At 48.2% G+C, this 21,383-nt stretch carries 20 protein-coding genes; 5 read left to right on the top strand and 15 right to left on the bottom strand.

Annotation, left to right across the window (positions count from 1 at the left end; all coding sequences use genetic code 11):
• Nucleotides 1-118: 118 nt before the first annotated feature.
• Nucleotides 119-763 carry a hypothetical protein gene (locus tag ACGHZ6_RS25595; RefSeq protein WP_390619305.1) on the top strand — a complete coding sequence of 215 codons (645 nt, stop codon included), beginning with the start codon at nucleotides 119-121 and terminating at the stop codon, nucleotides 761-763.
• Between the two features lie 56 nt (nucleotides 764-819).
• Here ACGHZ6_RS25595 and ACGHZ6_RS25590 read toward each other — a convergent pair whose 3' ends face one another.
• The 11 genes from ACGHZ6_RS25590 to ACGHZ6_RS25540 all read right to left on the bottom strand — a co-directional run bounded on the left by ACGHZ6_RS25590 (nucleotide 820) and on the right by ACGHZ6_RS25540 (nucleotide 14,497).
• The gene (locus tag ACGHZ6_RS25590; protein WP_390619304.1) at nucleotides 820-1,164 is read right to left on the bottom strand and encodes a hypothetical protein; all 345 of its coding nucleotides are present in this window, start codon (nucleotides 1,162-1,164) and stop codon (nucleotides 820-822) included.
• 339 nt (nucleotides 1,165-1,503) lie between these two features.
• Nucleotides 1,504-2,370: a phage integrase N-terminal domain-containing protein gene (locus ACGHZ6_RS25585; RefSeq protein WP_390619303.1), complete on the bottom strand. Its 867-nt coding sequence runs from the start codon at nucleotides 2,368-2,370 to the stop codon at nucleotides 1,504-1,506.
• Nucleotides 2,371-3,168: 798 nt separating this feature from the next.
• Nucleotides 3,169-3,816 carry a hypothetical protein gene (locus tag ACGHZ6_RS25580; protein ID WP_390619302.1) on the bottom strand — a complete coding sequence of 216 codons (648 nt, stop codon included), beginning with the start codon at nucleotides 3,814-3,816 and terminating at the stop codon, nucleotides 3,169-3,171.
• Between the two features lie 27 nt (nucleotides 3,817-3,843).
• Nucleotides 3,844-4,752, bottom strand: coding sequence for a HupE/UreJ family protein (locus ACGHZ6_RS25575; RefSeq protein WP_390619301.1), 909 nt, complete (start codon nucleotides 4,750-4,752; stop codon nucleotides 3,844-3,846).
• A 19-nt stretch (nucleotides 4,753-4,771) separates the two neighbouring features.
• Nucleotides 4,772-7,909, bottom strand: a complete 3,138-nt coding sequence (locus tag ACGHZ6_RS25570; protein WP_390619300.1) for an efflux RND transporter permease subunit — start codon at nucleotides 7,907-7,909, stop codon at nucleotides 4,772-4,774.
• A gap of 21 nt (nucleotides 7,910-7,930) precedes the next feature.
• Nucleotides 7,931-9,172: an efflux RND transporter periplasmic adaptor subunit gene (locus ACGHZ6_RS25565; protein ID WP_390619299.1), complete on the bottom strand. Its 1,242-nt coding sequence runs from the start codon at nucleotides 9,170-9,172 to the stop codon at nucleotides 7,931-7,933.
• Between the two features lie 18 nt (nucleotides 9,173-9,190).
• A complete protein-coding gene (locus tag ACGHZ6_RS25560; RefSeq protein WP_390619298.1) occupies nucleotides 9,191-10,561 on the bottom strand; it encodes a TolC family protein in 1,371 nt (456 codons plus the stop codon).
• Nucleotides 10,562-10,570: 9 nt separating this feature from the next.
• Nucleotides 10,571-11,515 (bottom strand): M56 family metallopeptidase, encoded by a 945-nt coding sequence (locus ACGHZ6_RS25555; protein ID WP_390619297.1) that lies wholly within the window; start codon nucleotides 11,513-11,515, stop codon nucleotides 10,571-10,573.
• A 5-nt stretch (nucleotides 11,516-11,520) separates the two neighbouring features.
• Nucleotides 11,521-11,901 carry a BlaI/MecI/CopY family transcriptional regulator gene (locus ACGHZ6_RS25550; protein ID WP_390619296.1) on the bottom strand — a complete coding sequence of 127 codons (381 nt, stop codon included), beginning with the start codon at nucleotides 11,899-11,901 and terminating at the stop codon, nucleotides 11,521-11,523.
• Between the two features lie 446 nt (nucleotides 11,902-12,347).
• Nucleotides 12,348-13,691 (bottom strand): IS1182 family transposase, encoded by a 1,344-nt coding sequence (locus ACGHZ6_RS25545; protein WP_390619295.1) that lies wholly within the window; start codon nucleotides 13,689-13,691, stop codon nucleotides 12,348-12,350.
• Nucleotides 13,692-14,290: 599 nt separating this feature from the next.
• The gene (locus ACGHZ6_RS25540; RefSeq protein WP_390619294.1) at nucleotides 14,291-14,497 is read right to left on the bottom strand and encodes a helix-turn-helix domain-containing protein; all 207 of its coding nucleotides are present in this window, start codon (nucleotides 14,495-14,497) and stop codon (nucleotides 14,291-14,293) included.
• Nucleotides 14,498-14,565: 68 nt separating this feature from the next.
• Here ACGHZ6_RS25540 and csrA point away from each other — a divergent pair, with 68 nt between their 5' ends.
• From csrA to ACGHZ6_RS25525, 3 genes are all read left to right on the top strand, one after another.
• Nucleotides 14,566-14,745 (top strand): carbon storage regulator CsrA, encoded by a 180-nt coding sequence (csrA, locus tag ACGHZ6_RS25535; RefSeq protein ID WP_390619293.1) that lies wholly within the window; start codon nucleotides 14,566-14,568, stop codon nucleotides 14,743-14,745.
• Between the two features lie 378 nt (nucleotides 14,746-15,123).
• Nucleotides 15,124-15,546, top strand: a complete 423-nt coding sequence (locus ACGHZ6_RS25530) for a DUF6908 domain-containing protein (RefSeq protein ID WP_390619292.1) — start codon at nucleotides 15,124-15,126, stop codon at nucleotides 15,544-15,546.
• Between the two features lie 134 nt (nucleotides 15,547-15,680).
• Nucleotides 15,681-15,896: a hypothetical protein gene (locus ACGHZ6_RS25525; RefSeq protein WP_390619291.1), complete on the top strand. Its 216-nt coding sequence runs from the start codon at nucleotides 15,681-15,683 to the stop codon at nucleotides 15,894-15,896.
• 81 nt (nucleotides 15,897-15,977) lie between these two features.
• Here the strand turns inward: ACGHZ6_RS25525 and ACGHZ6_RS25520 are convergent, their stop codons facing one another.
• From ACGHZ6_RS25520 to ACGHZ6_RS25510, 3 genes are all read right to left on the bottom strand, one after another.
• Entirely contained in the window at nucleotides 15,978-16,460 is a 483-nt protein-coding gene (locus ACGHZ6_RS25520; protein WP_390619290.1) for a hypothetical protein, read from the bottom strand.
• Between the two features lie 82 nt (nucleotides 16,461-16,542).
• Nucleotides 16,543-16,935 (bottom strand): hypothetical protein, encoded by a 393-nt coding sequence (locus ACGHZ6_RS25515; RefSeq protein ID WP_390619289.1) that lies wholly within the window; start codon nucleotides 16,933-16,935, stop codon nucleotides 16,543-16,545.
• A 205-nt stretch (nucleotides 16,936-17,140) separates the two neighbouring features.
• Nucleotides 17,141-17,965 (bottom strand): abortive infection family protein, encoded by an 825-nt coding sequence (locus ACGHZ6_RS25510; protein ID WP_390619288.1) that lies wholly within the window; start codon nucleotides 17,963-17,965, stop codon nucleotides 17,141-17,143.
• Nucleotides 17,966-18,395: 430 nt separating this feature from the next.
• Between ACGHZ6_RS25510 and ACGHZ6_RS25505 the strand changes: the two genes are divergently transcribed.
• Nucleotides 18,396-19,643: a hypothetical protein gene (locus ACGHZ6_RS25505; RefSeq protein ID WP_390619287.1), complete on the top strand. Its 1,248-nt coding sequence runs from the start codon at nucleotides 18,396-18,398 to the stop codon at nucleotides 19,641-19,643.
• A 159-nt stretch (nucleotides 19,644-19,802) separates the two neighbouring features.
• Here ACGHZ6_RS25505 and tnpC read toward each other — a convergent pair whose 3' ends face one another.
• Nucleotides 19,803-21,371, bottom strand: a complete 1,569-nt coding sequence (gene tnpC / locus ACGHZ6_RS25500) for an IS66 family transposase (RefSeq protein WP_390619286.1) — start codon at nucleotides 21,369-21,371, stop codon at nucleotides 19,803-19,805.
• Nucleotides 21,372-21,383 lie beyond the last annotated feature (12 nt).

Here is a 21,383-nt window from a genome sequence, read left to right as displayed (position 1 = left end):
ATAGCCTTGGCAATGGCATATAGCTTGCTGTATGTGGATTGCGGGTATTAGTAACTGAGAACAGGCGGGTTTTACTCAGGGAAAACCAAGATAAACAACAATCTTCTTGGAGTTAGCAATGCAGATAGGAAATTTATACGGCAATCCGGCGGCAACGGCTACATCGTTAAGCGGCAATAATTTGCCGCTACAGAGTACAGGCAACAGTTCCAATAGCAACTCAACTATTAGAAATCCGAGTGCGGATACTGTAACTCTATCACCTCAAGCACAGACGATTAGCGAGCTTGATAGAAATGGCATCCCCAAACACTTGGCTATACCTCAGTGGATTACAGGTTATATGCATGAATCAACTGATCTCAGTCTCAACATCGACAAAGTCATGGCAGAAGGAAAGGCTTACCAAGAATTTTCAGAAAAATTCCTTGATGATGGCAAACTAACGAATCAAGAACAGCGTCAAATGGAAGTCTACCGTCGGACTCAGATGTCTTTTAATGATATAAGTATTGAAATGGATAACTTCAGGCAAAGTAACAGATACGAGTTGAACGAACTTAGTTCTATTAGAAATACCTACTATCAACAGGTTCTTTCAGAATCAGGTATCGAAAGTAGCGATGAATACGTTGATAAGGTTATCGACGCGCCGGGGCATAATGTTGAAATGCACAAACGATTTGACGAGTTAATGAGGTCGAACTCTAGGGCTGTTGAACTGATGAATCAACTCGGTATAAATCCACCAAAAGTCTCTTAATGATTCGGTAGAGAAAAATGAAAAAGGCCTGATGAATGTCAGGCCTTTTTCGGGGGTTACTGGGCAACAACCAGAAGGTCGTAGGGTTCGAGACTAAGCGCCGATACTGGCTCAGAGTGTTTCAGTATCACGAGGGTTTCCCATCGTTCACTGGTGACTCCAATCATTGATGTCTCTGACAACTGATTTTGCAGCTTTCTCAACTGCGCTCGGAGGCTGTAACTTTCAGAGATCGTACCCTCAGCGTAAATACTGAGTACCGGATCTTTCCGACGAATATCAATAAAGCCCGTATCAACGAACTCGGTTTCAACTAACTTGCTTAAAACTTCGCTCACAACAGGCAAATCGGCATCGTCTTTCAGTTTTACCTCTCCACGCATTTCCAAGTATTCCATCATCTTTCTCCTAACAGTGAGTAAAGAAGAGAAAGATGACCCTACGGGGCATATTCTCTCCCGTAGGGGTGGTACAACCAATCACCGAAGTGGGTGGCTATACCCTGGTTAGTGGCAGAAACTCTGCCGGGTACTATTGAGACTGCAATAGCGACAGGGTTTTCACTGTTGAGAATTCAGCGTCAAGGAGGAACGCAGGCCTTAGCCGAGTAGTCCTTGATGCCGGTATCACCTTAAGCCTTTCCCGCGGGGTTGCAGTCTCGCTGCAACCCCTGCTCCCGGCGAGGGTGGGAAGGCCTTGCGGCCTGGGCGAAGCCCAATGAGCCATGTATTGCCTTGAAACTAACGACCCAAATAAACAGCCGTGACTTGTTCACGACCATGACCGAGTTCTTGAGTTATCGCTAAGCGGGCGACTCTATCATCTAAGCGCTTTTCCTCGGATAATTCATCTCGTGTTGGGCCACCGCAGGCTGGCGCTTGCCAACCCGTTAGTTCGTAATAGCGTTCTTGTGCATAGCGATGACGCAGGCCGTGCATTTTGTGCAAGCCGACTTTGTTAGTTTCTGCTTCGTAGATACGCATTTGATCGACGTACATCAAATGACTGGGAATGAGTGAACCTAGCCCTGCCAATAAGCGGGCACGATCTAATACTTCTCGTTGTAATTCGTTGCGGATAGGGATAGTTCTGGCACGACCACCTTTGCACCACGTCGCTTTTAAACGGATATGGTTACCTTGATCAGCGTACTCAGGAATAAATTTGATGGCTTCTTCGCGTCTCAAACCAAACGCTTTTTGTAGCTCCAGACTCATACGCGCATGATCGCTCGTGATCTTACTCAGTAATTCTCGATCAAGATCACGCGCCTTCGATTCGTTGGTAATAAAGACACGGGACTCAATACCATAGTAAGCGTTGTCTTTAGCAACCACATTGGGTTTACCGACTTTATCTGCCCACCAGCGCAGTGCTGACAATCGATTCTTGATTGTACCTTCGTTTAACCCTTCACTGAGATAACGTGCAATGAGCGCATCGACGTGTTTCGGTTTCAGTGAATTGGCATTCATACGCCGAAAGCCCAATTCAAACAAATGATCGGCCATCATTTGTAATTTTTTATGACGATCTGCCTTGGTGGTCTGACTACCATCTTTGTTGTGATCGCACAGATTTTTAAGCTGATAATTCAAATCCCTCACGGCGAATCCTCGTTGTTAACTATCTTGGCGAGAATTATTGCGAGAGTGTCAGAGTAAATCGGCAATCAACTTTTCAGAGAGAAAATTAAGTTAATCGCGTGACCGTTCTAAACGGTGAAATCTTTATTCATTGACCGTCTTTGCTAAGGCTGAGTTTGATGCGTTGAGTAGTGATTCGCTGTCGTCAAACTGACCGTTTGAACAGACAAGCAACCGTTCTGAACAGAGACTGTAATATCAGGAACGGACAGATAACGGTTCAATACAGTAGGTAGCATCAGATGAGAAAAATAAGCCACTGTTCAGAACGGTTACGCGCACTACAAAACATATGGTGTACGTGCAGTTGGTGAGTGTTTATGACTGTCCATTAGCTGCAACTAATGGAGAGGCAACCAGAGTTGCCGAACGTCGTGGGACACCACTCCCTCAAACCCAGATTGGTTATTACCAACAGCACCAGTCTCCAGTGGGATACAGCACCATTTAGTCTTAACGCATCCGGTTACTTCATTTTATGTCGTTGATTTCCTCCTATACCGGGTTAATGAAGCCCATAAACAGCATGGGTGCTGGGGTTGGCTCTAGCCGAGCCGGGGCACTACTGAATGCGCAGTAGTCACGCCTGTTACTAGAGAGTATCGCTAAATCCCCAGAAAAATACCCCCATAATTCTTTCATAACTTCTAAAAAGATTCTGTAGCCCAGAGATACCGTGGCTTCGCGCCCCGCGTCACTACAGAGAACTGTAGTGACGCGGGGCACTGATTTATCGGTAAGTTAAAAACTCTATGCTTTTTACGCCGACTTGGTTTGCTTTCGAATATCGGCAATCAGTGAATAATAATCTTCGGTATCCAACATATGACGTCCGATAACAAACTTAGCAATTCCCGCACGGAATAGCGGTTTAACAACCTCCGTAGATATATTGCCCGAAATAGAAAATTGAATATCCTCATTAAAACCTACGACCAATTTTCTCATTTCTGCGACGTCATTGATCAACGTATTAGTTAACTCATCACTGCCATCCAAAGGGTTATCAAGTCGAACCATCAGATGGTCAATTTTGTGAAGGAATCCAATGTAATCACTGATATCGGTATCATCGCTGATCACAAATCCTTTTTTGCAAGCTCTGTCTATCACCTGTAACGCGCTGTTTAGTTCTTTCATTTCTGGCTCAATGAAAATCCAATCAGCACCCGACTGACAAATATGTGCAATTGCGTTCACAGTTACATTACGCGGAAGCCGAACTTCTATAGGGCAAGTTACGCCACTAGATCGGAGTGAATCGCACAAGTTTGGAACCAGCGTAGCGGGAAGCACATCCATATCACCAAAATCTAAATGAATATAATCTACACCCGCCATCACCGCATCGGCTGCTTTCTCTTCCAGTCGAAGAATATCGGTATCTAATAATGATATAGCAATCATTCATGTATCCCTTCTAGTTCAGACCTACTAATGGCTGTGGTATGAGGAGCCGTCATGACTGTGCTGGCTGTTATCGGGAACTGGTTCCGTATCTGTCGTAGAGCTTGTATCAGTAGTAGCGCTTGCAGTTGGTAAATTCGACTCTTCCTTTGTTCCCGTATCCGTCAAATCCTCTACTACAGTCGAACGATTCGGATATTCCAACTCCGCCATATCCTCATGTACATGGGAGTGGTCATCCTTGTTGAGCGGGAAATCATCCGAGTATTTACTGTGCATATAACCATGCAGTTGGAACATCAGCAGGAACAGGCCGGTCGCCATCAGGCCAACATTAGACGCTGCGGCAAACTGGGTGAAACTCTTGCGCTTGCGCCAGGCAGATAGGACGACAAGCATGATGGCCAGTGCGGCGATTTGGCCCAGCTCGACACCAACATTGAAAGCCAGGATCTTGCTGACAAGCCCTTCCGCACCCAGTGGCAACTGCTGCAGGCGAGTTGACAAACCAAAGCCGTGAATCAATCCGAAACCGAACACCATCCAGAGCAAGCTGGGCGGTCGGGTTTTCAGGTAGCGCTTGAAACCTTCCAGATTATCGAAGGCCTTGTAACACACCGTCAGTGCAATCACGGCATCGATCAAAAAGTAATTGATCTTAATACCTGCTAGGGTTGCAAACACCAGCGTGATCGAATGACCAATGGTGAAGGCGGTGATGAACTTGACGATCTCGGTGAACCGGGTCAGAAAGAACATCACCCCGAACAGAAACAGCAGGTGGTCATAGCCAGTGATCATATGGATAGCACCGAGTTCTACAAACTCGAAGTAACTGGCGTTCAGCGCTCTGGCTTGATCTTCCGCCGACATGCCGTGCCCGAAGGCCAGGGTGCTGGCCAGGACGGCAACGGCGACTAATAACAACTTGTACATAAAGCGTTTAATCCTCCAATTATTGAGTAACGGGGGTTTCAGGTTGAGAAATGATTTTTGCGGGGCGCTGCAACATGCGGTACAGCGCTGGCAAGACAAACAGGGTTAACAGGGTTGACGAGATCACACCGCCGATGACTACCGTGGCGAGTGGGCGCTGCACTTCAGAACCAATGCCTGTGTTCAAGGCCATAGGAACAAAGCCCAGTGAAGCCACCAGTGCCGTGGTGATGACCGGGCGCAGGCGGGTCAACGCACCGCTGACAATGGCCTCGTCGATACCCATACCATCCTTGATCAGCTCGCGGATAAAGGACACCATCACCAGGCCGTTCAGGATGGCAATACCCGACAATGCAATAAAGCCCACCGCCGCCGAGATAGAGAACGGAATATCCCTCAGGGCCAAGGCCAGTACACCGCCTGTCAACGCCAACGGCACGCCGGTGAAGATCACCATGGCATCCTTGAAGGAGCGCAGCGCCAGAAGTAACAGACCGACGATCATCACCAGCGTGGCGGGCACCACCACCATCAGGCGGTTGGAGGCCGATTGCAGGCTCTGGTAGGTACCGCCGTATTCCACCCAGTAACCGGCGGGAATATCCACGCGACTCTGAACAGCCGCCTGCACATCCTCCACAAAGGAACCCAGATCACGGCCACGGACATTAGCGGTCACCACCATACGGCGCTTGCCGTTTTCTCTGTTGACCTGGTTAAGTCCGTCCGAATATTCAAAGTCGACCAACTCTTTTAGGGGCACATAGCGCTCGCCACTAATCTGGATCGGCAGCGAGCCAAGGCTGTCGAGGTCACTGCGACGCTGCTCGGGCAACCTGACGGTAATATCGAAACTGCGATCCCCCTCGTAGAACAGGCTCGACACCTGGCCGCCGATAGCGACCGCCAGCTGCTCCTGTAAAGAGCTCAACCTGACTTTGTAGTGCGCCATCTCATCACTGCGCGGCACAATCGTCAGAAATGGCAGGCCCTTGGTCTGTTCCACCTGGATATCCACAATACCCTCAACGTCAGCGATGGCCTCTTCGATTACACTGCCCACTTCCGCCAGCGTATCGAGGTCATCGCCAAATACCTTAATCGCCAGCTCTGCACGCACTCCAGACAACAGTTCGTTAAAACGCATCTGTATTGGTTGCAAGAACTCATAGCGGTTACCGGGTATATCACTAACCAGTGTTTCGAGGTCTGCCACCAATTCAGTCTTCAGCTTTCCAGGGTCAGGCCACTGGCTGCGGGGTTTGAGCATAATGAAGTTATCTGCCACGCTGGGAGGCATTGCATCGGTAGCTACATCGGGTGTGCCAATTTTGGTAAACACTCGCTCGACTTCCGGCAACTCCTTGATCCTTTCTTCTAGTACCCGCTGGAACTCAATCGACTGGGACAAGGAAGTACCAGGAACACGTAATGCGTGCATTGCAATATCGCCTTCATCCAGGTTGGGTACAAATTCGCTCCCCAGACGGGTTGCCCCCCAAGCAGAGATCAGCACCAGCACCGCCGCCAGGGAAACCACCAACCAGCGCGCCTTGATGGCTTTCACCAACAAACTTTCATACCCGTTTTGCAGAGCATTGAAGGTTTTATTTTCTTTCTCCTCCACCGGTTCCTTGAACAGGAAGGCAATGGCCGCTGGCACAAAGGTAATTGACAGCAGCATGGCCGCACTCAGTGCAATCACCACGGTCAGGGCCATCGGGTGGAACATCTTGCCTTCTACGCCGGTCAGCGAAAAGATCGGCAGGTAAACGGCCGTGATAATGAATACCCCGAACAGCGCTGGCCCGATCACTTCCTTGGTAGCGCTGTAAACCACCTCAAGTCGCTCAGTCAGAGACATCGATCGACCGTTTTTGGCTTCGATACCCAGACGCCGTAGACAGTTTTCAACAATGATAATGGCACCATCGACCAGCAGACCGAAGTCCAGCGCCCCTAAGCTCATCAGATTAGCGCTGACTCGTGCCTGCACCATGCCAGTGATGGTCATCAGCATGGCGATGGGGATAACCGCTGCGGTCAGCAGTGCCGCGCGCACGTTGCCCAGCAGGAAGAACAGGATCACAATAACCAGCAGCGCACCTTCCAGCAGGTTGGTCTGCACGGTTGTCAGGGTTTTGCCCACCAGCTTGGTGCGGTCGTAAACGGCTGTCGCTACAATACCTTCCGGCAGGCTGGCATTGACGGCTTCCAGTTTTTCCGCCACGCCTTTGGCAACGGTGCGGCTGTTTTCACCCACCAGCATAAAGACGGTGCTCATCACCACTTCACGGCCGTTCTGGGTGGCGGCCCCCGAGCGCAGCTCCTGGCCTTCCTGAACATCGGCCAGGTCTTTCACCCGTACCGGCACCGTATCAAATGTACGCACCAGGATATTGCCAATCGCCTCCAGGCTACCGGCCTGCCCCGGTACCCGCAGCAACAGCTGAGCGCCTTTTTTCTCGACAAAACCAACACCACGGTTTTCGTTGTTTTCAGCAATCGCCGCGATCAATTCCTGTTGGGTCACCTTATAAAACAACAGTTTTTCCGGTTTGATGGCCACCTGGATTTCACGCTTGAAGCCACCAATCGGGTTGACCTCGACCACGCCGGGCACCCGCAACAACTGCGGACGGATAATCCAGTCGTGGGCTGTTCGCAAATCGGTAGGCGTGATCAGTGAACCATCTTCGTTGGTAGCACCGGGCTCGGCATCGACGGTGAACATGAAGATTTCACCCAGCCCCGTGGCAATCGGCCCCAGCTCTGGGTCCAGTGAACTGGGCAGTTTGGCCCTGGCCGTCGATAACCGTTCATTGACCAGCTGACGGGCAAAATAAATATCGGTATCGTCACTAAAGATGATCGCTACCTGGGACAGGCCGTAGCGTGACACCGAGCGCGTATATTCGAGATTCGGCAATCCCGCCATGGCGGTTTCAATCGGGAAGGTGACCCGTTGCTCGACCTCAAGCGGGGTATAACCGGAGGCTTCGGTGTTGATCACCACCTGGACATTGGTGATATCCGGCACCGCATCAATCGGCAGGCGGGTAAAATTCCATGCCCCCAATGCGCACAGAAAAAGCACCGCGACCATTATCAGCGTGCGGCCATTCAGCGATGACCGCAGTATCATGTCTAACATAAGAACCTCGTGGTCGTGGGATTAGTGATCGTGGGACGCGCCGGACTTGTCGATGTCGGCCTTGATGACGTAGCTGTTGCTGGTCACGTACTCGGTGCCAGGCTCAAGCCCGCCCAGCACTTCGGCCCATTCACCGGCCTGCGCGCCGAGTTCCAGCATACGAACTTCATAGGTTTCACCCACTTTGGCGTAGACCACCTGAAAATCGCGAAAGGCTTGAATGCCATCACGCTTGACCGACAGCGGAACATCGTAGTGGGCAACCGTAATTCGACCATGAACAAAAGCCCCCGGACTGAATACGCCCGCAGCGTTATCAATCGCTACCCTTACCGGAAAGCCTTGCCCCTCGATGATTTCTGCCCCGATATAACTGATAACACCCTGGGGCTGCTGCTCAATGCCATCGACTTCCAGCAGCACCGGACTGCCCATTCGTACTTTCGAGCGGTCCTGTGGAAATACGTAAATTTCGGCAACTAGTTCTCGATTGTTGATCAGGCGCAGCAAGGTCTGCCCGTCAGTTTGCTCTCCGGCGCTGACATAACGGCCGGATACCACACCGTCAATCGGTGCTTTAATGGTGTAGGCATTCAAGCCCTGGTTGCTTTCAATGGTTACCAGTGAATCGCCTTTCTTCACCTGGCTGCCCAGCTTGACATGAACTTTCTTAACAACACCGGCAAAGCGCGCCACAATGTCGCGCGTGTTTTCAACCGGATTGATCAACTCACCATAAGCGGTAATTGTCTGGTGAATGGTGCCCGGACCGGCTTTCGCCGTTTCGATACCGTTAGCTGCGGCGATGTCATCCTTAATATCCACCCGGCCCTCAAAATTGTCATAGGCCCAGCGATAGGTTTTGCCTTGGTATTCGGCATTCAGTGCCACTGCAAAGGAATGGGGCTCGTAGATCGCCATGTCACCGCGCTGGTAGTCTTCCTGGCGGAAAAAGCCGATCTTGTCCTGCACGTCACCCAGGCGGTCGAGTACGACCCGAACCTTGACCTCATCGGGACTGAGGGGCTGGCCGTTCAGGGTGGCCCAGACCCGGAATTCCGGCGGCACGCCATCTTCAAAAATGGCCAGCTCAATGGCAAAGCCGTCCTGTCTAAGCATGCGGCCATTGTTCGGCCCCTTTTCCACTTCTTCATAAGCCTCCGCCTCTTGGTTTTCGACGGCATAGGCTGGCGCTGATATCACAGTGCCTGTCACAATCAGAGACAGGGCCATGGCAACACCGGGTTGAATTAATCGTTTCATCAAAATTTCTCCTCAGACTCAGATGGCCACACCGGCCACGCGCTCGATTTCGACACGATTCAGGTGGGCCTTGAATTGCAGGTCAAGCAAGGCAGCCTGGGCTGCAAGAAGTTCCCGCTGGGCCGAGCTCCATTCTTCAAAGCTGTACTTACCCAGCTTGTAGGCCTTCTCCGCCTCCTTTAGCGCACGCTCAATGCGCGGAATAATGTCCTGCTTAAGCGCCGCTTCAGAATCCTGATAACGCTCGAAGGAACGCACATAGTTAGCCAGTTGGGCCTCCATGCGGATACGCATTGCCTCGGCGTTAGCCCGAGAGACGGCCTGCTGGGCCGACAAAGCACTCACCTTGCCTTTGTTCCTGTCGCGACTGCCCAATGGAACGCTAAAACCTGCCACCACGCCGTAGTCATTAGTGGCCTCATAACGGCGCACCCCCGCGTTGACGCGCCACAGTGCCTTAGCTTCAGCCTTCGCAATATCAATCTTCGATTGGGCCAATCGTTCCTCACTCAAGAACAGCTGGATATTGGGGTTCTGCGCCAAGCGCTCACGAATGGCAAACAAGTTCACTGGCTGATCCGGCACATCCAAACTGCCCTGAACAGTGGCGAAGTCCGGCTGGAACTCGCCCCATTGGGCAGCCAGATTCTGGATGGCGGAGTCGATCTCATAGCCGACGTCATTGAGTACCAGTTTTTTCTCTGACAGGTTAGCTTGTGCGCGATATAAATCTGCATGCGGAGCCGCGCCAGCCTTCACCCGCTTGGCTACTTCGCTTTGCACACGTTCAAGCTGGGTAATCGCGTCAAGTTCCAGCTGTTTCTTTTTCTGAAAGAACAACGCGGCCAGATAGTAGCGGGCTGTTTCCGCCGCGATGTCCAGGCGTTTGACTTCCTGTTGGGCGATAAAGGTATTTTTTTGACTGCGAGCAGCGAGGGTCCGCTTGTCCAGCAACTCCCCCTCTAGCAGCCAGCTCAAGCTCAAGGTGGACTGGGCATTGTCGATGCCATTGAAATCACCAGAACCAAAAGCATCTTCGACAACGAAACTCAATTCTGGTCGCTCCCCGATGCTCGCCTGCTGGATATAACCATCAGCGCTTTTCAGCAGCTCGCGATAACCGGGTAACTCCGGGTGTTGCAGCAGCGTTTTCGTGAGCGCGTCCTGCATCGTGATAGAAGCCATGCGCTCGGTTTGCGCCTGCGCAGATACCGGGAGCCAAACTATCAACGCGCAGAGCATCGTACTGATTGACCTACCCCCCACATAAACCCGACCCGCAATCGGTTTCTTAGGCGAAAAAAAAGGTACCTTGAGTACCGACAGCTTCACTCGATAAAACCGACTGGCAATCGGTTTTAAAAATGGCAGAATAGGTGGTTTCTTCATAAGGTATTCCTAGTGAGTAAACAGAGTCTCGATGACGTGGTGAACACTATCCACGCTGAGCAAACACAATAAGGCAATGGCACTGAGCAGCGCCATCATCAACACTAACGGTACGCTGCGGGCCGGTTGAGGCAGCATCAGGTACGCCACCCGCGCCTTAACCTCACTGTCGCCAAAGGCACACTTCAGAGAAGCCATGCCCCCGGTCGCTCCGTAGGCCCGCATCAGTTTGGTAACTTTCAGTAGTGTCATAGCCACATCGGCCCGGTTCGTCCCCTGGGACACCGCACACTCATCGGCACACTGCTCCATACACAATGACATCGCCTGGCGCATCGGCTGCGCAACACGCGAGGGAAAGAATAAAGATAGAAAGCTGAATACAAGTTTTTTCAGGGAATCTCTGCGTTCGACGTGGGCTTGCTCATGCTGCTGCACAATCTGGAGTTCGTTCTTCTCCAGCTGATCAATCAAGCCGGTGCTGATAAATACTTCAGGCACCAGAAAACCCGCCGAAAATGCCTGTGGCACCTGGCTCTCCAGTAATTGCTCGTCATTCAGCGCCAGCTTCAGCAAGCCATAAGCCCTAAGGTGAGTGGCTGCACTGCGATAGGTTTTGACCGCAACGGCAACAAACATCAATAACAGCAACAGGGAGGGATAAGCATGCCAGCTATAAAAATTAAACGCGTTTACGTGATGCCAGTGCATCAACTGCCCGACCCAAGACACATCAACCGAGAGTGACAAAAGAAAGAAGACGGATACCCCCAAGGCAAGTAGCCAAGGGGTAGACACCGCCAACCATAGCAATCGGCGCCGACCGCTAGCATCGATAGATTGCCAGGGAGTACGAAATAAGCAGACAGCACTAACCGCTGCCACGCCAAAAAAGAAAGCGAGCGTCGCCACAGCAAAAAAATTAAGAAACAGCGCCAGGCCACCAACAATCATGCTAGCTACTCCGAGCGGGCATTATTGCGCTGTTGTTCAATCAGAGCTTCCAGCTCCGACAGTTCGTCATCAGAGAGACTGGATGACATCGAGGTAAAGGCCGCGTGCAGAGCATTCTCGGTGGGCTTGAAAAAGTCCTTGGTCACATCCGCAACAAGCACGCCAATAAAGGCATCTTTGCTCATGGCCTGACGATATATATAGGCATAGCCCTGCTTTTCCCGCTTGAGTAGGCCTTTTTTAAACAGGCGATCCAGGGTGCTCTGGATGGTGTTCAAAGACCCGCCCCGCTTCGTCTCAAAGTAGGCATGCACCTGCTTGGCATCCGCTTCTTCATGGCTCCAGAAATACTGTAAAGCCGCTTTTTCGAGTTCTCCCAGATTCACAGAACAACCTTCAAATTAATACTTGGATATGCGGACAATTATTGCCCACATAAAACCGACCGTCAATAGGTTTTATCCCGCATCCGTAGTTTTGATCAGAATTTCGGATGCGACATCAAAACAGATTTCACCAGCTTGTGTATGCTGGAAAGCATTGCGCACAAGGTTCGCAATAACGATACCCAGTGGAACAGCAGGCAACCCGTGGTGTTCTTCTGCTTCGCAGACGCAGACATAAAAAAGCCCGCTGGATAGCGGGCTTTTCAGACTGCTGACAAAGCCCCGGCATTTTTGCTGGGGTTTATTGTTTTTAAGCCCTGCAGATTCTATTTGTCTCACTTATCGTATAGTTGCCGGGATTACCTTTATAAGAGCTGAAGCCACTTTTGAAGGCTTCTCGGGCATCCTTGAGTGTAATATTTGGCAGGTAAACCTTATATTTGGCTTCAGGCAGCCATTTGAGCGATCTTTTTCATGTTTTGAGCCGCTGCCGCCAGTAAGCACTGAGCCTGAACCTTGTTTTTCCCTCTAAAGCGGGCATACCGATAACCATGTAACTGCTTGGCGTCAGCAAAGCTCCTTTCAACCGTTTCTTTACGGCGAACATAAATGGCTTTGCCTTCAGGCGTAAGTCGATGTTGATTGATGCGCTCTTTGCTGTCTTCCCATACGTGACGGGTGATCGTTTTAACGCACTGCTTGTTACGAGTGCAACGCTCTCTTACTGGGCATTTAATACAGACCTCGGGGTCTGATTGGTAGTGCCGGTAACCTTCCCGACTGGTGGTTTTATAGATTAGAACCTCACCCTGCGGACATGTGTAAGTGTCTTGATCAGAGTCGTATTGGTATTCACGTTTGTAAAAATACCCTTTCTTGTGTGTCGGTCGTCGATAACCCATCACGGCGTAGAGGTGACGATCTTCAACGCCTTTGCAGACCGCAGCGGTGAAGTAACCGGCATCGACACCAACCGCTTGCAGGTCAAAACCGAAGCGCTCTGCCTGACGGTCCAGCCGTGAGAGGTAAGGCACCGCATCATGCACATTGCCTGCGGTGACATGCACATCGGTGATGATGTTACAGCGACTGTCGACGGTGCGGTGATCCAGATAAAAGAAGCCCTGAGGTTTTTGGTCGCGCACCATAAAACCACTGTCGGGATCGGTGGTGCTTTGTTTAATCTCCCGCGCCTGTGGTGGCTTCGATGGCGGCGCTAAGGGCTTTTTTCCATGGGCAATGCGATCCTCCGCTACCGCCTTGTCGAGGTCATCCATATAGGCTTGTCGTTCCGTGGTCGCTTGTACCTTCAGGTGCTTGTTCTTGTTGGCATTGGCTTTTAAATGGGTCGAATCTGTGTAGAGGGTATGACCACCCACCAGTTTGCGCTGCATTGCTTGCAGCACAATCTCATCAAAAATCTGCTGGTACACTTCTGAATCATTAAAACGGCGGATGCGGTTTTGGCTGAGCGTGGACGCATCGGGGACTTTGTCGGTCAGACTTAAACCGAGAAACCAGCGGTAAGCCACATTCACCTGCACGTCACGAATGAGTTGTCGTTCGCTACGAACGCCAAACAGATAGCCTAGAAACAACAGCTTAAACATCAGCGTTGGATCTAAGGCGGGGCGACCATTATTGTCACAGTAATAGTCTTTGACCAGTGGATGGATGAAACTGAAATCCACCTTGGCTTCGATCTTACGCAGTAAGTGGTCTTGAGGGACAAGTTCATCAATACAGACAAACTCAAGTTCGGATTGGGTTTGGGGGCGATCTTTTAGCATGACCCATTATGAAAAAGCCCCAGTGAAGATGCCAGGGCTTTGTCAGCAGTCTGAAAAGCCCGCTGGATAGCGGGCTTTTTCGTCAATGTTCCATTTCTTTGCCAGTACCAGAGCGATCAAAACTAAAACTCAGTTTTAAAACCCACTCCTTGAACGTCGCCGAAATGCTAAACGATAGTTTCATGACCGAACCCTCAGAAGAGGTGGATAACTATCAGGCTGTGTAAAAGGCTATTGGCTTATTTGTCTATTTAATCTCTTTGATTCGTCTATTTAGTCTTTTTGCGGTCTATTTGCTTAATTTTGTCTGCTTAGTCTATTTCGGTCTGTTTGCTTAATTTTGTCTGCTTAGTCTATTTCGGTCTGTTTGCTTGATTTTGTCTGCTTAGTCTATTTCGGTCTGTTTGCTTGATTTCGTCTGTTTAGTCTTTTTTCGGTCTATTTGCTTAATGTCGTCTATTTAATCTTTTTTGATCTGTTTGCCGAGCACTTGAGCCTGATGCCTCACGGGACAACCCGCTTAGTAGGGATTATCCTTCGTAACCGGCTCTGTTTCAACTTGTTGGAAGTCAGCAGTAGATAGGTTGAGGTTAAACTGGCTAATCCGGTGGGAATAGGTCTGAAATGTCACAATGGAAGACCTTACACATATGTTGCAGGGTGTCGATGGTGACGTTTTGTTCTTCACTTTCTATGCGTGAAACGGTGTCTTTTGATAGGCCGTAGCGCTTGGCAAAGTCGCGTAGGGGTTGGTCTCCGCGCTTTGTTTTAATGAATATTGCCAATCGGCCACGTAGTTGTCTCATATGAGAGACTTTAAGTTATACTCTGTCGCACATGCGCGACATCGCATTATTTGAAAGGAGCTAAGGATATGTTGATATTGACCCGACGGATTGGGGAAGCCCTGATGATTGGTGATGAAGTCACTGCCACGGTGTTAGGGGTAAAGGGCAATCAAGTCCGTATTGGCGTGAATGCGCCTAAAGAGGTTGATGTTCATAGAGAGGAGATATACAACAAAATTCAGAGAGAAAGGGATGAAAGGAAGTAGCCTGAGCGTCACTTGTCTCGAATAGCGCCATTTTCATTAATTCTTCATCAAACCTGGGCGTTGTACGCGCTTTACCGGGTTCGCTAGTCGCTCATCCCGCGTGGCGGGACTGACGCCCTCACAATCGCTAACGTCTCCGCCCTCCGGTCGGCTGAGTGGATTCGATAACTTCAAAGTTATCTTGCTAGGGGCTTTGCCCCACGCGCCTGGCAAGTGCAAGGCTTCGCGCTTCCTCACCCGTTCAGATTCTCTCGCTTTGCTCGTTCACTTAGCTGCGGCTTCCGGTGAGCCACTGGCCACTTGCTACCCCCACGCTTCGCCAGCGGGTCAGAAGCGCAGGCGGGCGCTGCGCTCGATTAATAAAGTGAGGATAGGGTTATGAGAAAGACGGTATATGAAACCAACTATGATCGGCTGGTTAAACTGGGGGTTATTTCTAAGGAAGGTGTTGTACCTGACCAGACGCGCCGCAGTGAGATGGCCAATTTGATGGATTGGGTGGTTGAGCGCTTACCGGGGCTGGATGGTGCGTCTGGTAATGAGCATGGTATTGCAGTGTCGCTGGGTCATTACTTTGAGCAGAACGGTGATCTATGCAAAGACCCTGAAATGGTGGTGTTGATCTACCCCGCTCAGAAGGTGGTGGAGGCCTTCACCTTTGAAATGTCGATACCGCCGATTTATCAGCAAGTGTTCCCTGAGCCTGGGAAGGTGATTCCCTCCTTGCGTAAGGAGCTTAATAGTTTTCTGCGCCAGTGGCTGAATAATTTAATTGAGCAGCAACATTCTGTCGCTGTGTGAGCTTTTGGGATCTTTCAAAGAAATCTATAGAGATTAGGAATCCATTTACTTTTTTAGCACTATGAAAGATTTCTGGCCGTAATAGGATGATGGGGTTGCTACAGTGAACTTCCGGTTTACAGGAGTCACCACACGTGCATACAGAAGAAAATGACAACGAGCTATCGGCCAAACAGGCTGCCACACTGTTGTCCCTATCCCCCATGACGCTCAAGAAATGGCGATGCACCGAAGAGCATCCCGAATTACCTTGGTATAAACGATTCGGGAAAGTGTTCTATTTGGAGTCAGAAGTGCGATCTTTCAAAGAGCAATCAACACTGTCTAGTGAAAAAGATGTTTTCATATGAATTACCGATATCCAAATTCATATATTTTTTCGAAAAACACTTATTGCTGGTTTTTGTAGTCTTTTCAGAAACAAGATCCCTCTATGAATTTATTTCTTTTTTGTATGACACAATGAACCGCTCATAATCGCTATATGCAGAGGAAGATAATTTATTTAACCGCTTTCCTATTTTAATAATAACCTTTTCTCTTGCTCCTTGATCATTTAATCCTATCGATACCAAACCACTTTCTTCCATTGCAGTATGTTGGGACAGTTCATCTAAAAATATTTTAAGCTTCTCAACAAATTTTTTCTTTCGTCTTTCCACCAGACAATTGTGAAATCTATTTACAGGATTAATCCAGTCAGCCACGACATAATTAAGAGGTCTTAGATACTCGAAAGAAAATGCTTGATTGAAATCATGTTCTTTTAGCAAAAAAACTTGATCGCTATCGAGTGGCAACTCACTGTAAAGTTTACAAAACAGTTCTTTGTCAGCCACCCTCCGATCACGATATCCGAGTGTCAATAAATTCAAAAGCCAACTAATAATAGGTTTGATGATTCCTTCCAACACGACAGTTCCCTATATCGCACAATGCTGCAAAAATTTGAGTTGCTGAATATCAAAGCAAGCATGTGGTTTTATACGCTTTCCACTACTTTGGTCTTTGGATGTCATTTCTGGTCAGCCCCATAGCCCCGAGCATATCGTCAAGAGGCAATGTAGATTTTGGAGTGTCATCCGGTTTATAGCCTAAGTCCACAGCCTTTAGAACATCAACTAGCTGCTCGTTTTCAAATATACCAATGCCGAGCTCTACGTGACCTGGCCACATATTTCTTGATTCATATTGCCTAACTCTGGCGGCGAGATTGGTCTGGCACCCTCTGTACCCGCGTAAAGAATGGTTACTTTCAATAGACCATTCCTTGTCCAGTTCTCGAACAACCAGAAGTAGTTTTGGTTTAGGAGAGAGTTTGGGGTTAGTAATCTCATATAATCTTTTAAGATCACTACTTCCTAAAAGCTTTCTTTTAGATGATGACATTGTGAGTTACTTTCTTTTTCTACTAGTGGGGTTCTCCTTAGTTGCACCACAGTCAGCACAAATCCAGCTGCTCAATGTTTCAGTAACAAAGCTACTATTACATGCTGGGCATTTTTTGGGAGTATCTTCTCTAACAGTCATTTCTCAATAATCCTTTTCTACTTGATGTTTGTCGCTGACAGAGGGCAATCTTTAGTTCAGCGAATTAGCTACTCGCATGAAGACGATTCAATAGAAACTCTGTCACAACACCAACAGACTCTATGATGCCATGTGCTTCAACATCACTCAGTGCTGAAATACATAGTCTACCGTGCCCAGTACCTTCCTTATTTCTTACTCGATTTATAGCAGTGGCCATACTAAAAACTGCTCGTTCATAGTCCCTTATAGCTGGCTCATTTGGTTCTTTTGGTGTTTCCGGTGTTGCCATTTGAAGGGCAGCATAGGCTTGTCCCATCAAGGTTGGAAAGTTCGCATTCGCTGGGTGCGCGCCGAACTTGGTGTGAATAATGTGTTTTGCCGTAGCTTCAAGAAGATCCTTACCTGTTCCTGAGAGCAAGGCTGCATCTTCCGATCCATGTTTTGCTCTTTGAGCATAAGCTTGCAAAGCCTCGGTTAAGTGCCGACCTTTCAGGTTATCTAAAATCTTGGGACGAATATCACCATTCTCTGAAAGCGAGAAGCCCTCCGAGTCGAACGCACTTATTGCATTAAGAATTTGTTCATGACCAACATAGTTAGGTGAGGTCGTTCTAAATCCACCTACGGCTTTAACATGAGATAACACTAGCTCTATCAATCTCGCTCCAGCTTGGGGATTACTTTCTATAGCCCAATTTAATGTGGCGCGAAGACGCTTGGCTTTTCCGACAGTTTGGCCTTGATGCTTTGGATCTGCTGATGTAAGACCGGCTTTGCCAATTTGAACCCCTAAGTCATAGTGAGTAGGTTCTCTGGATTCGACTTGCGCATCATCGATAAGCTTAGAAATAGCCACAATGACTAGATCTGATATAGGTAATTCCATTCTATTTGAAAAATTCTCCATATTGTTTAGGCTGCGGCAGGATGTATTTATAGCAGCCCCTGAATGCAAGCTAGATTATGATCTACATGCAAACTAAAAATTAGTGCTTGTCTAGCAAAACCCTTATTAATAACTAGCTTTTAGCCGCCAGAAATAACATTAAGCAATATAAAATACATATTTTATATAATATAGTTATTACTCAATGACTTTAGTTCCCCAAATTTTGTGACAAATTCGTAATTTAACCTTGATAGCATTGAAAATATCCACGATCTAGTTTTAACGCGAATAAAGCATAAATCACCCTAAAAATGACATGATACATAAACGACGCAAGATCAAAGTATGTTTTTCGAAACTGAGAAGAATAATACCAAGCCGATATTATGAATACCGGTTTCTTCTCTATGCAGTGTTTGCTGTAGGCATGGCAGTCAGTGCTTTATTGTGGCTTTATACTAGCCAGTTTGATGGGGGCTACAGTTCCGAACAAGCAGAATGGGGGGCATTTGGTGACTACATTGGAGGGCTATTAAATCCCCTAGTTGCGACCATCGCATTAATTGGTCTAGGAATCACTATACAACTCCAAAGCAAGACGCTCAGGCAAACGAAAAGCGAACTCGATGCTTTCAAAGAGCAAGCCAGACTGAAAACGGAGGCTGAAAAAGAAGAGCGAATAAGGTTAATCACCAAAGAATATATAGACGAATATTTCTCTACAGATTTTTTATATGTAAGAAACGCTGTCTACAGTATGAAAGAGCGAATTATTAGACGAGAGGTATCTGTCTATTTCATTGCTGCCGGGTTTATCTACCCCATAGGTGCCAACAAACAGTACTATGTGGGAGATGATGTTGGTGGGCACTCACAGCATTCACTCCTCACCAACTATCTCGGATACATCACCAGACTTGGCCGCTCGATAAAAAGCAACGATATTGACATCAAATATCTTCGTGATTCATTACGTTACTCCATAAATTGGGATGCTGATTTTTTGTGGGCTATGGCAAGGGTTTGCTACAAAACAGCCGTCAAAAATGGATCTCCTATACCGGATTCAGTTTTTCCAACTTTTATTGTTCTTAGAGTCTTAAAACTCAATTCGAAAAGCCTTCATCAAATCGTTAAAGAAAATGACTATAGCCCAACCTATGAAGAACAAATTAATAGTTCTTTGGCAACGGGAGCAGTACTGACAAAGCAAGAACGACGAGAAATGACACTATCTCTTCATAGCCAATGGCGCGGTGAACTTCGTCAAGTGCGCTTATTTGCTTGGCAGATCATTGTGAATAAATATCCTGACATTCTTTCTGATTCCGGGCCAAAAGAGAAAATAAAGATAAACCAACTTAGGAAAGATATTGGGGAAGAAAACTACAATAAAATTGCCACTGTACTACAATTTTTCTCTGATCTAAAAAAGCTGTTAGATGAAGGATATGTTGATACTGAATTGAGTTTTAGATTGTTTCATCATTCTGTAGGGCCTTGGTTTCGCTTTACTCACTTCATCGAATATGACCTACCGGATACAACTTCAAATTATTCAGAAGGAGTAAAAGATTGGTATGAAAATATTGTTAAAATGCTCCCTTATTCACTCTACAAAGACAACGAAAGTGAACTTCCAGACTTTGTAAAAACCAAGATTCCAAAAGGATAATATTTAAGCAGGCCACAAGGGGATATTAAAAACATCCCAAAAGTTGGCTCTGCTTTTATCCATCTCCAATACGACACTAAAAAGTGAAAAGCTGGCTTTCGTGGAACTCCTCGAATTAAGAACTTTTCAATCTAAAACAGTTGGATCAAAGGTAAGCGATCAAGCATAGACCCAGTTGACGAGCTCAGTACGATCTTGATTCCAAGGCAATAGCGCTTCAACTTCTTCTACGGTGTTTGCCGCCGGCAGTTTGGTAAACACCCACTTCAGATAATCGTATTCGTTTAATCCGTTGGCCTTCGCTGTTTCAATGAGACTGTAAAGGTTTGCACTCGCTCTCGCACCCGATTGTGTTGCTGAGAAGAGCCAGTTTTTTCTCCCAACAGCAAAGGGTCGGATTTTATTCTCGATGCCGTTGTTATCTATTTCGATGCGCGCGTCGTTGCAGTATTCGATGAGACGATCCCAGTACTTGAGCGTGTAGCTGATCGCTTTGCCCAAGAGACTTTCCGGGTTTACCGGCTGCTTATCAAGCCACGCCTTGAATGCTTCTAAGGTATCGAGACTCTCTGTTTGTCGCGCTTCGAGTCTTGCCTCATTGCCTACATTGCACATGCGCTTTTCAATCGCGTAAAGCTTCTTGATGTACGCCAACGCCTGCTGGATTTTGCCAGCACGTTTTTGCTTAACTTTGGGTAGCGCTTTTTCTGCATCCTTGAATTTTCTGCGCGCGTGAGCCCAGCACGCTACCGCTGTAATATCTTTACCGTGTACAGCGTCGTACGCATGCCAAGCATCCGTTTGTAGATAACCTTGATAACCCGCCAGTAAACGCGACGGCACCGCTTGTCCACGCCCTGGGTCATAGTGATAGATAATCGAAGATTGTTCTGGCGGCCCACCGCGCATCACCCACATATAACTTTTACTTTGCGGCGTTTTATCCGGTTCTCTGAGCACTTGCACCGTCGTTTCATCCATTTGTAGCACGGGATAACTCAAGGCTTTCTCTTCCATGAGGTTAATCAGCGGTTGAACCAGCTCACCCGCCTTAACCACTTGGTGGCTTAAGGTGTTACGTGCGTACTCAACACCACCACGCTTAAGAATATTACACTGACGATACAGCGGTAGCGCATCCGCATACTTACTTGTGGCGACATACGCCAAGAACCCAGGACTGGCTTGACTCTTTGGAATCGGTTGTGGTGGCATCGCTGCAACCTTAGGTGCATTGTCACAGTGTTTGCAGGCGTACTTGTAGCGAATGTGTTTCAGCACGCGCACTTTGGCGGGTACGATATCAATCTGCTCCGTGATGTCTTCGCCAATCTTTTCTTGCTCGCAACCGCAGGCACAGCGTTTCTCGTCATCGCTAAGGTCATGAATAATATCAAGGCGAGGCAAATGGTCTGGGAGTTTTTTTCTTCCGCCGCGACGTTTATGCGCTTTTACTTCGGTGGACGTGTCGATGTGCACTGCTTCCTCGGGTGTGTCAACATCGGATTCAGCTTCGTTAAATAAGCGCTGCTGAAGGGATTCCTTCTCGCTGCTGGGAGAAAACTGGCGCGTCGCGGATAAACGTTTTGCTTCTTGGTAGGCGGTGATGAGCTGGTAGAGTGATTGAATCTTTCGATCTTTTTTACGCAGAGACTTTTGCGCATTGAGCAACAGGTTTTTCAGTTGCTCAATGTCATTAGGTAGTTGTTCAGCGTTCAGCTCTTCCATGAGCCGCAGTAT

Source organism: Maricurvus nonylphenolicus (genome assembly GCF_042854845.1).
In the GTDB taxonomy this organism is placed as follows: Bacteria; Pseudomonadota; Gammaproteobacteria; order Pseudomonadales; family Cellvibrionaceae; genus Maricurvus; species Maricurvus nonylphenolicus.
Note: the sequence above shows the minus strand (reverse complement) of the source record. Positions and strands in the feature narration are given on the sequence as shown.

What these genes read in the sequence shown, in the direction of transcription:
- ACGHZ6_RS25515 (WP_390619289.1), bottom strand. Translation starts at nt 16,935, where the DNA reads ATGTCATCATCTAAAAGAAAGCTTTTAGGAAGTAGTGATCTTAAAAGA.
- ACGHZ6_RS25555 (WP_390619297.1), bottom strand. Translation starts at nt 11,515, where the DNA reads ATGATTGTTGGTGGCCTGGCGCTGTTTCTTAATTTTTTTGCTGTGGCG.
- ACGHZ6_RS25545 (WP_390619295.1), bottom strand. Translation starts at nt 13,691, where the DNA reads ATGCTAAAAGATCGCCCCCAAACCCAATCCGAACTTGAGTTTGTCTGT.
- ACGHZ6_RS25560 (WP_390619298.1), bottom strand. Translation starts at nt 10,561, where the DNA reads ATGAAGAAACCACCTATTCTGCCATTTTTAAAACCGATTGCCAGTCGG.
- ACGHZ6_RS25580 (WP_390619302.1), bottom strand. Translation starts at nt 3,816, where the DNA reads ATGATTGCTATATCATTATTAGATACCGATATTCTTCGACTGGAAGAG.
- ACGHZ6_RS25570 (WP_390619300.1), bottom strand. Translation starts at nt 7,909, where the DNA reads ATGTTAGACATGATACTGCGGTCATCGCTGAATGGCCGCACGCTGATA.
- csrA (WP_390619293.1), top strand. Translation starts at nt 14,566, where the DNA reads ATGTTGATATTGACCCGACGGATTGGGGAAGCCCTGATGATTGGTGAT.
- ACGHZ6_RS25590 (WP_390619304.1), bottom strand. Translation starts at nt 1,164, where the DNA reads ATGATGGAATACTTGGAAATGCGTGGAGAGGTAAAACTGAAAGACGAT.
- ACGHZ6_RS25595 (WP_390619305.1), top strand. Translation starts at nt 119, where the DNA reads ATGCAGATAGGAAATTTATACGGCAATCCGGCGGCAACGGCTACATCG.
- ACGHZ6_RS25510 (WP_390619288.1), bottom strand. Translation starts at nt 17,965, where the DNA reads ATGGAATTACCTATATCAGATCTAGTCATTGTGGCTATTTCTAAGCTT.
- ACGHZ6_RS25575 (WP_390619301.1), bottom strand. Translation starts at nt 4,752, where the DNA reads ATGTACAAGTTGTTATTAGTCGCCGTTGCCGTCCTGGCCAGCACCCTG.
- ACGHZ6_RS25505 (WP_390619287.1), top strand. Translation starts at nt 18,396, where the DNA reads ATGGCAGTCAGTGCTTTATTGTGGCTTTATACTAGCCAGTTTGATGGG.
- ACGHZ6_RS25530 (WP_390619292.1), top strand. Translation starts at nt 15,124, where the DNA reads ATGAGAAAGACGGTATATGAAACCAACTATGATCGGCTGGTTAAACTG.
- tnpC (WP_390619286.1), bottom strand. Translation starts at nt 21,371, where the DNA reads ATGGAAGAGCTGAACGCTGAACAACTACCTAATGACATTGAGCAACTG.
- ACGHZ6_RS25565 (WP_390619299.1), bottom strand. Translation starts at nt 9,172, where the DNA reads ATGAAACGATTAATTCAACCCGGTGTTGCCATGGCCCTGTCTCTGATT.
- ACGHZ6_RS25540 (WP_390619294.1), bottom strand. Translation starts at nt 14,497, where the DNA reads ATGAGACAACTACGTGGCCGATTGGCAATATTCATTAAAACAAAGCGC.